Annotated in this window: 10 protein-coding genes; 3 read left to right on the top strand and 7 right to left on the bottom strand. The window is 73.3% G+C overall.

Features of this window, described 5'->3' with window-relative positions:
* Positions 1–28: 28 nt before the first annotated feature.
* Together CA984_RS17395 and CA984_RS17390 are read left to right on the top strand one after the other, a co-directional pair.
* Positions 29–1,534: a S1 family peptidase gene (locus CA984_RS17395; protein ID WP_086573547.1), complete on the top strand. Its 1,506-nt coding sequence runs from the start codon at positions 29–31 to the stop codon at positions 1,532–1,534.
* Between the two features lie 88 nt (positions 1,535–1,622).
* The gene (locus tag CA984_RS17390) at positions 1,623–3,086 is read left to right on the top strand and encodes a hypothetical protein (protein WP_086573544.1); all 1,464 of its coding nucleotides are present in this window, start codon (positions 1,623–1,625) and stop codon (positions 3,084–3,086) included.
* A gap of 10 nt (positions 3,087–3,096) precedes the next feature.
* Here the strand turns inward: CA984_RS17390 and CA984_RS17385 are convergent, their stop codons facing one another.
* The 7 genes from CA984_RS17385 to CA984_RS17355 are packed head-to-tail and all read right to left on the bottom strand — an operon-like array spanning position 3,097 to position 11,569.
* Positions 3,097–3,918, bottom strand: coding sequence for an N-acetylmannosamine-6-phosphate 2-epimerase (locus CA984_RS17385; protein WP_242676009.1), 822 nt, complete (start codon positions 3,916–3,918; stop codon positions 3,097–3,099).
* A gap of 44 nt (positions 3,919–3,962) precedes the next feature.
* Complete coding sequence (locus CA984_RS17380) at positions 3,963–5,018, bottom strand: ROK family protein (protein WP_086573541.1); 1,056 nt, start codon at positions 5,016–5,018, stop codon at positions 3,963–3,965.
* Entirely contained in the window at positions 5,015–5,944 is a 930-nt protein-coding gene (locus CA984_RS17375; protein WP_086573538.1) for a dihydrodipicolinate synthase family protein, read from the bottom strand. The genes CA984_RS17380 and CA984_RS17375 overlap by 4 nt, the downstream gene beginning before the upstream one ends.
* A complete protein-coding gene (locus CA984_RS17370) occupies positions 5,941–6,930 on the bottom strand; it encodes an oligopeptide/dipeptide ABC transporter ATP-binding protein (RefSeq protein WP_207620912.1) in 990 nt (329 codons plus the stop codon). The genes CA984_RS17375 and CA984_RS17370 overlap by 4 nt, the downstream gene beginning before the upstream one ends.
* On the bottom strand, positions 6,927–8,999 hold the full coding sequence (locus CA984_RS17365; RefSeq protein WP_086573604.1) for a dipeptide/oligopeptide/nickel ABC transporter permease/ATP-binding protein: 2,073 nt from the start codon (positions 8,997–8,999) through the stop codon (positions 6,927–6,929). The genes CA984_RS17370 and CA984_RS17365 overlap by 4 nt, the downstream gene beginning before the upstream one ends.
* Positions 9,000–9,001: 2 nt before the next feature.
* On the bottom strand, positions 9,002–9,952 hold the full coding sequence (locus CA984_RS17360) for an ABC transporter permease (RefSeq protein WP_086573536.1): 951 nt from the start codon (positions 9,950–9,952) through the stop codon (positions 9,002–9,004).
* 24 nt (positions 9,953–9,976) lie between these two features.
* The gene (locus CA984_RS17355; protein ID WP_207620910.1) at positions 9,977–11,569 is read right to left on the bottom strand and encodes an ABC transporter substrate-binding protein; all 1,593 of its coding nucleotides are present in this window, start codon (positions 11,567–11,569) and stop codon (positions 9,977–9,979) included.
* 167 nt (positions 11,570–11,736) lie between these two features.
* Between CA984_RS17355 and CA984_RS17350 the strand changes: the two genes are divergently transcribed.
* Positions 11,737–12,423, top strand: a complete 687-nt coding sequence (locus CA984_RS17350) for a FadR/GntR family transcriptional regulator (RefSeq protein ID WP_086573596.1) — start codon at positions 11,737–11,739, stop codon at positions 12,421–12,423.
* The last annotated feature ends 72 nt before the right edge of the window (positions 12,424–12,495 follow it).

Genomic DNA, 12,495 nt, shown 5'->3' with positions numbered 1-12,495 from the left:
CGGCACCCCCCACACGAGGAGACACCACATGCTCCGCAGAAGTGCCGTTACAGCGGGCTTCGCACTCGCTCTCACACTGGTGGCGACCCCCGCCACCGCGCACGCGGCCCCCGGCGGCGACCCCGCCCCGTCCGCGTTCGCCACGGCCCGGGCACAGGCGGCGGCCGTCGCCCAGCCCGCCCCCGCCATGATCGACGCCCTCAAGCGCGACCTCGGGATCACCGGCGAGCAGGCCACGGCCCGCCTGATCAACGAGGCCGCAGCGGCCAAGGTCGAGCCCGCCCTCCGCGGGCAGCTCGGCAAGGACTTCGCCGGCGCCTGGGTGACCGGCCCCACCTCCGAGTTCGTGGTCGCCACCACCGACTCCACGAAGATCACCTCCATTCTCCGCGCCGGCGCGGAGGCGAAGCTCGTCAAGCACTCGCTGGCCACGCTCGAAGCGGCCAGGGAGCGGCTCGACGCCGTCACCGCCGCTCCGTACGGGACGGTGCCCTCCTGGTACGTCGACCTGCGGAGCAACAGCGTCGTCGTGCTGGCGGGCGACCCCGCCGCCGCGGAGGCGTTCGTGGACGCCGCCGGCCTCGACAGGGCGCTGGTGCGCGTGGAGGCCTCCACCGAGCAGCCCCGGCCGCTCTACGACGTCCGCGGCGGCGACGCCTACTACATCGGCAGCGGCTCCCGCTGCTCGGTCGGCTTCTCGGTCACCCGCGGCACCCAGGGCGGCTTCGCCACCGCGGGCCACTGCGGCACCACCGGCGCCAGCACCAAGGGCTCCAACCAGGTCGCGCAGGGCACCTTCCAGGGCTCGTCCTTCCCCGGCAACGACTACGCCTGGGTCGCGGTCAACTCCAACTGGACGCCGGTCGGCGTCGTGAACGGCTACAGCAACGGCATCGTCCAGGTCGGCGGGTCGGCCGACGCGGCCGTGGGCTCGTCGGTCTGCCGGGCCGGCTCGACCACCGGCTGGCACTGCGGCACCATCCAGGCCCGCAACGCCAGCGTCACCTACCCCGAGGGCACCATCACCGGCCTGGGCCGTACCAGCGTGTGCGCCGAGCCCGGCGACTCCGGCGGCTCCTACATCTCCGGCAGCCAGGCCCAGGGCGTCACCTCCGGCGGGTCGGGCAACTGCTCCTCCGGCGGCACGACCTACTTCCAGCCGATCAACGAGATCCTGCAGGTCTACGGGCTCACCCTGGTCACCGGGGGCGGCAACCCGCCGACCGGTTGCACCGGCTACCAGAACACCTACAACGGCTCGCTGACCTCCAACCAGAACGGCTACCAGCCGAGCAGCACCGGCTACACCGCCGGGGCGGGCGTGCAGCGCATCTGCCTGGACGGCCCGAACGGCACCGACTACGACGCCTACCTGCAGAAGCTGAGCGGTTCCACCTGGACCGACGTGGCCAGCGGGACCACCCCCAACCCCGACGAGGCCTTCACCTACAACGGCACCGCGGGCACCTACCGCGTCCGGGTCCACGCCTACAGCGGCTCGGGCTCCTACACCCTGGGGCTGACCAGGCCCTGACCGTCTCACCGGTGCCGCCGTCCCTCCTGCCGGAGGGGCGGCGGCACCGTCGTGTCCGATTGTCAAGAACAATTGACACAATGGACAGATGAGCGAGCTTCTGAGGTTGAGCGAGGGCGCGGTGCTGACGCACCTGGTCACCCGGGCCGAGTTGACGGCCGGTGCGCTGGCGGCCGTCGACGACCTGCGGCTGTGGGCGCGGCTGGCCGACGGCGACGGGATCCCCCTTGCCGGGGGCGGCCTGGTGCGCACCGTGGTCGAGGCGGGCGAGCCGTCCCTGACGGGACCCGGCGGCTGGCTGGCGGGGGTGGAGCCGGAGGACGTGGTCGCGCTGCGCCTGCGCGGCGGCGCGCTGGAGCTGTCGATCGCGGATCTGACCGACTTCCCCGCCGAGCGGGCGATCCGGGTCGTCCAGGAGTTCGGCGAGCAGGCACTGGACGCCCTGCGGGCCTTCGCCGAGGGGCTGGAGCCCGCCCCCGGCGTCCCGATCGACGTGGTGGTCCTCGACCTGCTGATGAAGGCCCCCGAGACCTTCGCCGATCCGCTCCCGCCGCTGGCCCCGCTGCTGCGCGAGGCCTCGCTGGAGCTGCGGGGCGGCCGGGTCGGCATCGTGGGCGCGCCGTGGGACACCGAGTCGGTCGTCGACCTGGCCCCGCTGGACGTCATCAGGCTGGCCCTGGTCCGCAGCGCGCTGCGCACCTACGACGAGGGCGGCGACCTGTCCAAGGCGATCACCTACCTGTCACGCTCGGAGGCGGTTCTCGCCAGGATCGCCGACGAGGTGGAGCGCGAACCGCTCGGCCCCGCCCTGATCGAGGCGCTCCCCCGCACCGAACCGGCCGCTCTGCTGCTGATCGCCAGGTCGGCCGAGGGCGAGGGCCGCTCGTTCGAGGCGTCCGGGCTCATCGACGAGGTGCTCTCCCTCGCCCCGGGGCTGGCCCCGGCCGAGCAGGACGCGGCCGAATACGCCGCGTGCCGTACCAACCCGGCCGATCCGCTGCCGGTGCGGGCCGCGCACCTGTTCCGGCAGCTGCTCGCCTACGGCTACCGCCCGGCCCGCAGGCGGCTGATCGACGACCTGGTCGCGCTGAGCATCCGGGTGGCCGAGCCAGCCCTCGCCGACCTGGCGCTGTTCGAGAACGACGTCGTCGGCGAGTTCCTGGACGCGCGGAGCGAGTGGCTGCGCGACGACGAGGCGGAGCTGCTGGAGTCCTGGCGCAGGACGCCGCTGCGCCTGTGGGAGGTCCTCGACGTCGCCGGAGACGAGATCACCCTGCGCGACGTGACGGACGGCGGGAAGGGCCCGGTGACGCTGACCGACGAGCTCCTCCCCCGGCAGGCCCTGCCCGGCGACCTGATGCTGACCAGGCTGCTGGGCGACGGGGAGGGCCCGCACGTGTTCGGCCACCCGTTCAAGGTCGACCCGGCGCGCAGGGACGAGATGCTCGCCCTGCTCACCGACCCCGTCGACCCCTACGCGGTGGCCGCCTTCTTCAGGCGGGCCGGGCGGCCGCCGGGCCCGGCGGGCGGGGGCGTCCGGCCGGCGCCGTAGCCACGGCCGGTCACCCGGGCGGGCGGGCGTCGCCGATCGCCCGCGCGAACCAGCGGGTGATGCTCGTCGGATGGGTGATGGCGGTGCCGACGACGACCGCGTACGCTCCCCGCCGGATCGCCTCGGCGGCCTGCTCGGTGGTGTGGATGCGGCCTTCGGCGATCACCGGGACGGGCAGGGCGCGGGAGAGCCTGCCGACCAGGTCGAGGTCCGGGCCGGGGCCGCCGCGCGAGTACGGCGTGTAGCCGGCGAGCGTCGTCCCCACGAGGTCGGCTCCCGCGTCGGCCGCGGCGACGCCCTCGTCGTAGGTCGAGACGTCGGCCATGACGAGCCTGCCGGTGTGCTCGTGCACCGCCCGGACGGTCTGCGCGAGGGTGCGCCCGTCGGGACGGGGGCGGCCGGTGCCGTCGAGTGCCACGATGTCGGCCCCGGCCGCGGCGACCTCGAAGGCGTGCTCGACCGTCGGGGTGATGAAGACGTCGTCCGCGCCGTCCTTCCAGAGGCCGATGAGGGGGAGGTCCAGCGCTGCCCGTATCCGGCGCAGGTCCTCCGGCCCCTGGGCGCGGATGCCCGCCGCCCCACCGGCAGCGGCCGCCTGAGCCACACGGCACATCGTGTCGGCGTCACGCATCGGCTCGCCGGGGTAGGCCTGGCAGGACACGATGACACGGCCCCGGACCGCCGCGAGCAGCGCGTTCACGGCACCGCCCCGGCCGGCGTCCGAGCCACGCCGGTCGGCCGGGGCGGTGGAGTCCCCCCGGCCACGCCGGTCGGCCGGGATGGTGGAGTCCCCTCGGCCGACGTCCGAGCCACGCCGGTCGGCCTGACTCACAGGATCGTCCCGGCCGGCGTCCGGACCAGGCTGGCCGGCGGGGCTCATCCGGCCACCTCCAGGGCCATCCGGGCGGCACCGAGCAGGGCGGCGTCACCGCCGAGCGCGGCCGGTCCGACGGGCACCCCGCGCAGCGCGGGCAGCACCTCGGCGGCGATCCCCTCGCGCAGGGCCTGCCACCACACCTCTCCGCACGCGGCGACGCCTCCCCCGACCACCACCACTTCGGGATCGATGACGTTCATGAGTCCTCCGATCGTCGAACCGAGCGCCGCCGCTCCCCCGGTCAGGACGGAGACGGCGATCCGATCGCCCTGCGCGGCGAGCCGGGCGACGTCGGCCAGTCCCGCGGCCGCGGCCGGTCCCGCCGCTTCATGCGGTCCCGGCACGGCGGACGGCCCTGTCACTCCAGGCTGTTCCGACACACCGGACGGCCCCGATGCACCGGACGGTCCCGGCACTCCGGACGGTTCCGAGACGCCGGACGGCCCCGGCAGCGCGGACGCGGCGCGGGCGCGGTACTCCGCGAGCATGGCGGGGCCGGAGGCGACCGCCTCGACGTGTCCGTTCCCGCCGCACGGGCAGGGCCGGCCGGCCGCCGCCACGGCGGGCACGTGACCGGCGTGACCGGCCACGGAGTGCGCGCCGCGCAGCACCCGCCCGCCGAGGACGACGGAGGCGCCGATCCCGGTGCCCACGGCCACCAGCAGCACGTCGGCGTAGCCGGCGGCGGCGCCACGCCACTGCTCGCCGAGCGCGTGCGCGTGCACGTCGTTGCCGACCGCGACCGGCAGGCCGAGCCTGCGGGACACCTCGCCGCGCAGGTCGGTGCCCGCCCACCCGGTGATGGCGCCGGTGGCCGAGACGATCACACCGCGCCGCGGATCCACCACCCCCGCGCTGCCGACGCCCACCGCCGTGACGTCCCCCGCCCCCGACGCGACCTCGCCGACCAGGCCGACGGCGGTGTCCAGGACCGCTGCCGGCCCCTGCGCCGCCGGGGTCGGCAGCGTCCGTACGGCCAGCAGGGTGCCGGAGGAGTCGACCAGCCCGGCGGAGGTCTTCGTCCCGCCGATGTCCACGCCGACGACCAGGGTCACAGGAGGCCGGCCTCGTCCAGGTGGGAGGCCACGGTACGGGTCTCGTCGGCGGTCAGCTCGCGCATGGGCGGCGAGACGGCCCCGCTCGCGATGACACCGCGCAGGGCGAGTGCCGTCTTGAACGCGCCGATCCCCCTCGTGCTGCCGCCCGCGGTCTCCGGGGAAGCGGCGTCGACGATGCGGAACAGCCGGGTCAGCCGGTCCTGCTCGGCCTTGGCGTCCGCCCAGCGGCCCTCGGCGCAGGCCCGGATCAGGCGCACGTAGCCGTGCGGGTCGACGTTGCCCAGGCCGGGCACCGCGCCGTCCGCCCCGGCGAGCATCATCGCGTCGACGACGACCTCGTGGCCGGTCAGCGCCGAGAAGCCCGGCAGGCCGGCGGCGCCGAGCACCACCTGGCGGAAGCCGACGTCGTCGCCGCTGGAGTCCTTGAGGCCGTCGATGACCCCGTCGGCGGCCAGCGCCAGCACCTGGTCGACGGCGAGCTTGGTGTGCACCGACACCGGCACGTCGTAGGCGAACATCGGCAGGTCGACCGCGGCCCGGACCGCCCGGAAGTGGCGGTCGATCTCCAGCGGGTGGATGCGGGTGTAGAAGGGCGCGGTCACCACGGTCGCGTCGGCGCCGAGCTTGGCGGCGACCTCGGCCCTCTCGATCACGCGGGCGGTCGTCGTCTCGATGCATCCCGCGAGCACGGGGACCCGGCCCGCGGCGGCCCGCACCACGACCTCCAGCGCCCTGTCGCGCCGGGCGTCGGTGAGGAAGGCGGCCTCGCCGGAGCTGCCCAGCGCGAACAGGCCGGTGACGCCGGCCTCGACCAGGAACTCGACCAGCCGCTCCAGCGACGGCGCGTCGACCTCTCCGTCCGACGTCAGGGGGGTGACGAGCGGGGGGACGACGCCGCTGAAGCGGGGCTCTCGGGGACTCACGGAATGCTCCTCAGGAGGGGTTCGGGATGGACGCAGTGCCAGGAGTGCCCGCTCTCCCGGCCTGCCGGCGTGCTCGGCGGGAATTGCGCCGAGCACTCGTCTGTGGCCTTCCAGCAACGGGTGCGGAACGGGCAGCCCGACGGCGGGCGGGTCGCCGACGGCACCGGGCCGGTCAGCACGATCCGCTCGGTTCCGTCGAGCAGGCTCGGGGTGGCCGAGAACAGCGCACGTGTGTAGGGATGGCGGGCCTCGCCCGCCACCTCGGCGGCCGGGCCCTCCTCGACCACGCGGCCGAGGTACATGACCGCGATCCGGTCGGCGAGGTAGCGGACGGTCTGGATGTCGTGGGAGATGAAGACGAGGCCCAGCCCCAGGCTCGCGCGCAGGTCGACGAGCAGGTTGAGCACCTGGGCGCGGACCGAGACGTCGAGGGCGCTGGTGGGCTCGTCGGCGACGATCACCTGGGGTTCGAGCGCCAGGGCCCGGGCCACGGCGACCCGCTGGCGCTGGCCGCCGGAGAGGCGGCCGGGCAGCGCGTCGGCGGTGTGACCGGGCAGCCCGACCAGGTCGAGCAGGTCGCGCACACGCTCCTCGCGCTGCCGTACGGTGCCGCGCCGGTGGATGTCCAGCGGGTCGCGCAGGATCCGCCGGACCGGCAGCCGCGGGTTGAGGGCGGTGGAGGCGTCCTGGAACACCATGCCGACGGAGGTGCCGAAGGTCTCGCGCCGCGCCTTCGCCGGCATGGACCACAGGTCGTCGCCGCGGAAACGCACCGTCCCCGAGGTGGGCGCCTGAAGGCCGACCACCACCTTGGCCAGCGTGGACTTGCCGCAGCCGGACTCCCCGACGACGCCGAGGATCTCCCCCCGCCCGACGGACACGGTGGCGTCGGTGAGGGCGTAGACCTTGTCCCGGCTGAACATCCCGCCGCTGCGCGCGGTGTGCACGACGTGCACCTGTTCGAGGCTGACGACCGGCCCGTTCAAAGCTGTCCTCCTTCACGGACGGCGCCGTGGACGGCGCGCGGCTGGGAACCCGGATGGAAACAGGCGTGGGCGTGGTCGTGCGGGTCGCCGTCGAGCTCCGGCCGGGACGTGCGGCACAGCTCGGTGGCGGCGGCGCACCGGCCGGCGAAACGGCAGCCCGGGCCGAAGTCCTGGGGCGCCGGCACCACTCCGGGCACCTGGTGCAGCCGTTCCGCCCCGGCCTCCAGGGAGAGCACGGAGCCGAGCAGGCCGCGGGCGTAGTGGTGCCGTACCCCGGAGAAGAGCCGCGGGGCCGTGCCGACCTCCGCGAGCTGGCCCGCGTACATCACCGCCACCCGGTGCACGAGCTCGCCGACCAGGCCGAGGTCGTGGGAGACGAGCACCATGGCGAAGCCGAGCTCGTCCCTGAGCCGGCTGAGCAGCTCGACCACCTGGGCCTGCACGGTCACGTCGAGCGCCGTCGTGGGCTCGTCGGCGACGAGCAGGCGCGGGCTCCGCGAGAGCGCCATCGCGATCAGCACCCGCTGGCGCTGGCCGCCGGAGAGCTCGTGCGGGTAGCTGCGCAGGGTCCGCCGCGGATCCAGGCCCACGAGTTCGAGCAGTTCCTCCGGCGTCCGCGTGCCACCCCGGCGGGTCAGCTGCCGTAGCTGGGCGCCGACGAGGACCGACGGGTTCAGCGACGACATGGCGTCCTGGTAGACCATGGCGATCTCCGGGCCGGAGATCGCCCGCCGCTGCCGGGACGGGAGCGCGAGGATGTCCCGCCCGCCGTACTCGATCCGGCCGCTGACCTGCGCGCCGCGCGGCAGCAGTCCCATGATCGCCAGGCTGGTCAGGCTCTTGCCGCAGCCGGACTCCCCGACCAGGCCGAGCGCCTCGCCGGTGCGCACGTCGAAGGAGAGCGACTGCACGACCGGGACGTCGCCGTAGCGCTGGGGGAAGCGGATCGTGAGGTCCCGGACCGACAGCAGTGTCTCCGCCGTGTCCGGCAGCGGCGCGACCCGGGGTTCGCGCCCGGCCACCACGGCGGCGAGCCGGGCGAGCGCGGCATCGACCTCGGAGCTCGGAGCGGGGACCGGGCTCCCGCCGGCGGGCACGGGCGCGGCCGTCCCGTCTTCGGGCACCGCCCCGCCGTCTCCGGGCGCGGCGTCGGCCATCGCGGTGTCGGCGGCCGGTACGGCCGTCGCCACGGTCACGGCCTGCGGCGTCCTGGGGCGGGCGGTGCGGGGAGCCGCCCAGGCGTCGGTCAGTCCCTCGGCGAGCAGGTTGAGCGCGAGCACCGTGAGCAGGATGGCCAGGCCGGGGAAGAACGTGGCCCACCAGCCGCCGGCGAGCACGATCTGCCGGCCGTACGCCAGGACGTTGCCCCAGCTCGGCGCGGGATCCTGGATGCCCGCGCCGATGAACGACAGGCTCGCCTCGAAGATGATCACTTCCGCCACCAGCAGGGTGGCGAAGACCAGGACCGGCGCGGCGCAGTTGATCGCGACGTGCTTGACCAGGACGTACCAGCGGGGGGCGCCGATCACCTGCTCGGCGGCGACGTAGTCCTCGCCGTACTGCGCCAGGACGTTGGCCCGCACCACGCGGGTCAGATGCGGCACGTACAGGAAGGAGATGGTCAGGGTCAGCAGCGTGAGGTCGCGGCCGAAGACCGCCACCAGCACCGCGGCGAGCGCGATGGGCGGGAAGGCCATGATCACGTCGAGGACGCGCATGATGCCCTCCCCGACGAGTTTGCGGGAGGTGGCCGCGAGGCTGCCGAGCACCGCGCCGGCGAGCACCGCCACCGCGGTGGCGCCCAGGCCGACGAGGAGGGAGGATCGCGCGCCGTGGGCGACCCGGGCGAAGACGTCGCGGCCGGCGCGGTCGGTGCCGAACCAGTGCTCGGCGCCGGGCGGGGTGGCCGGGACGCCGGTCGCCAGCGGGTCTCCCGCGACGAGAGGGGCGAGGAGTGCGAGCAGCCCCACCGCCGCGAGGACGGTCAGGGAGACGATCGTGACCGGCGACAGCCGGGAGAAGCGCAGGCCCGGGCGGGTGAGCCGGGAGACGAGTTGCGGTCGGAACATGGTCACACCACCCGGATCCGCGGATTGACGAGGAGATAGAGCAGGTCGACGATGAGGTTCACCACGAGGAACGACACCGCGATCGTCAGCACCGACCCCTGGACCAGGGCGACGTCGCCGTTGGTGACGCCGTCGAGGATGAGCTTGCCCATGCCGGGCAGGTCGAAGATCGTCTCGATGACCACGGCGCCGCTCAGCAGGTAGCCCACCCGGAGCCCGAGCACGGTCAGCGGCGTGATGAGCGCGTTGCGCAGCGCGCCGCGGATGACGACCGACCGGGGCAGGCCGTTGCCGGTGGCGGTGCGGACGTAGTCGCGGTCCATCTCCTCGACCATCGAGGTGCGCACCAACCGCGCCAGCGAGGCCGCCACCGGTACGGCGGTCGCGATCGCCGGCAGCGCGAGCGAGCGCAGCCACCCGGTGAGGGAGTCGGCGGGGTTGACGTAGCCGCCGGTCGGGAACAGCTCGACGCCGAGCGCGAACTCCTGGATGAGCAGGATCCCCAGCCAGAACGACGGCACCGCCACGCCCGCGATGGAGATCAGGCGGGTCACCTGGTCCGGCCAGCGGTCGCGGTAGAGGGCTCCGACGGTGCCGAGACCGAGGGCGAGGGCGACCGCGAGCACGAGGGCCAGCAGAGTGAGCTGCATGGTCAGCGGGAAGGCCGTGACGATGCGGTCGACCACCGGCGCGGCGGGCGKGGCGGTGTACCCCAGGTCACCCTGGACGAGCTGCCCCAGGAACCGCACGTAGCGCACCGGCAGCGGGTCGTCCAGCCCGTGAGCCGCCGCGTAGGCCGCGCGCGCCTGCTCGCTCGCGCTTTCGCCGAGGGCGTTGTACGCCGGGTCGTTGGGCGAGAACTGGAGGACGACGAAGACGAGCAGGGTGACCCCGGCGAGCATGAGCGGCAGGGTCACCAGCCGTCTCGCGGCCAGTCGTAGGAACGCGAACATGGTGTCTTTCTCGTCGCGGAGGGATCAGGCGAGGCCGACGTCGAGGAACGACAGGCCCGTCGTGGGGATGGGCCTGAAGCCGGTCAGCTTCTTGTCGTTCCAGGCGGTGGGCAGCTTGCGGTGCAGGATCGGGTAGAGCGGCGCCTCCTCGGCGATGATGTCGACCGCCTCGGCCCACAGCTTCTTCTGCTCCGCCGCGTCGCCGGTCTTCGCCGCCTTGTCGAGCAGCCCCAGGACCTCGGCCGCCTCCTTGGTGCCGTCCCAGCGGAACCGCTTCTGCGGCCAGAGGCCGTCGAAGAACCAGCGGAGCAGCAGGTCCATGTCGTTTCCGAAGACCGACGGGTCGCCGGGCGCCACCAGGATCTGGAACTTGCCGGGGTCGACCTTGTTGGTGTACTGCCCGCCGGACTGGCCGATGTCGAGGGTGGTGGTCACGCCGATGGCGTCCCAGCCCTCCTTGATGACCGGGACGGCGTCCTTCACCCAGCCGGCGTCGGTGGTCACCATGGTGACGTTCAGGCCGGAGACGCCGGCCTCCTTCAGCAGCGCCTTGGCCTTGTCCGGGTCGTAGCCGTAGACGGTCGAGGCCTTGGCGTAGGCCGGATGGGTCTCCTGCACGTAACCGGTGGCCGCGGCGGCGTTGCCGAGCATCGCCGTCTGGATCACCTTGTCGGTGTCGATGGCGTAGTGCAGCGCCTGGCGCACGCGCCTGTCGTCGAAGGGCTTCTCCGCGCAGTTGAACATGAGGAAGAGCAGGCCGAAGGACTGCGCGGCCTCAAGCTTGTGCTTCTGGCCGACCTTCTGCACGTCGATGTAGGGGACGTCCTCGATCGCCGCCACCCGGCCCGACTCCAGCGCGGTGACGCGGGCCGAGGAGTCGGACAGCAGCCGCCAGACCATGTTCTTGACCTTGGCCGGGCGGGTGCCGTTGTACTTGTCCCACCGCTCGAAGACGATCTTGTCTTCCTTGGTCGCCTCGACCAGCTTGTAGGGGCCGGACCCGACGGGCTTGGCGTCGAAGGCGGTCTTGTCCTTCTCGACGAGGGCCTTGGGCACGACCTTGACGACCGCGAGCCGCTCCTTGAGCAGCGGGAAGGCGTACTTGAGCTTGATCTCGACGGTCTTGGCGTCGGCCGCGGTGACGCTCTCGACGAACGGGATGAACTGCACCATGAGCGAGGCGTTGGCCGGGTCCATCACGCGCCGGAAGCTGAAGGCCACGTCGTCGGCCGTCACGGCGGAGCCGTCGTGGAAGGTCGCGCCGTCGCGGAGCGCGACCTTGTAGGTCGTGTCGTCCACCTTCTCCAGGTCGCGCGCGGCGAGCGCGGCGTAGGACTCGCGGGTCGCCGGGTCGAGGTCGAACAGCGCCTCGAAGACGTGCATGTTGGCGGCGACCGGCGTCGCACCGGAGGAGGTCATCGGATCGAACCCGGTCGACAGGGCGTAGGAGATGCCGGCCTCGATCGTGTCCGCCCCGGCCGCCGGCGCGGCGCCCGTGGTGGACGCCGGACCGGAGCATGCGGCGAGCGAGCCCGTGAAGGCGGTGGCGGCGCTCACAGCCCCGACGAACTGGAGGAAACCGCGGCGGTTCATGGGTGCGGCGGAGAGGTGGGTCACGTCGTCCACTCCTTTGATCAGGGCCGTTGCAAGACCGGGGGGTGATTTTGGCAATCATCTGATGTCTGATGTCTGATGCCGATAAGGTTGGAATGTAGACGGCCCCCCCAAGAAAGGGCAAGAGGTTGGTCGAGATCGAGTCCATCTCGCGAGGGTCACGTGGCGTGATGTTGCGCCAGCATGAGGTGGCGGAACGCATCAAGCAGTACATCTTGCAGAACCGCCTGGGACCCGGTGATCCCCTGCCCACCGAGGCGGAGCTGTGCGCAGCCGTGGGAGCCAGCCGCTCCAGCGTCCGCGAAGCGATCAAGACCCTCACCGCCCTCGACATCGTCGAGGTACGCCACGGGCACGGCACCTACGTCGGACGGCTGTCACTCGCCGCGCTCGTCGAGAGCCTGACCTTCCGGGGGCTGCTCAGCCGGTCCGACGACTTCCGGGTGCTCTCCGAGCTGGTCCAGGTCCGCCAGACGATAGAGCAGGGGCTCGCCGGCCCCATCCTCGCCGCCTTCGACGACGGCCTCCACGGCGAGCTGCTCGACCTCGCCGACCAGATGGCCGAGCGCGCGGCCCGAGGCGAGTCCTTCATAGAGCAGGACCGCGAGTTCCACCTGCTGCTCATGGAGCCGCTGGGCAACGAGCTGATCACCCAGCTCACCGCCGCGTTCTGGGACGTCCACGCCATCGTGGCCCACACGCTGGACACCACCCCCGAGTCGGTACGGGAGACCGTCGAGGCGCACCACGCGATCGTCGCGGCGCTCTCCGCCGGAGACGTCACCGCGTTCACCCAGGCCGTAGAGGCCCATTACGCCCCGGTCCGCCGGCGCCTCCAGGAGGGTCCCGGGCACTGAACAGGCCGGGCTGGCCGTACACGCCGGGCGTGCCGGATCCGGGCCGAGCACGCCGGGCGGCCCGATCCGGGT

The organism is Streptosporangium minutum, from assembly GCF_002149035.1.
Classification (GTDB): Bacteria; Actinomycetota; Actinomycetes; order Streptosporangiales; family Streptosporangiaceae; genus Streptosporangium; species Streptosporangium minutum.
Note: the sequence above shows the minus strand (reverse complement) of the source record. Positions and strands in the feature narration are given on the sequence as shown.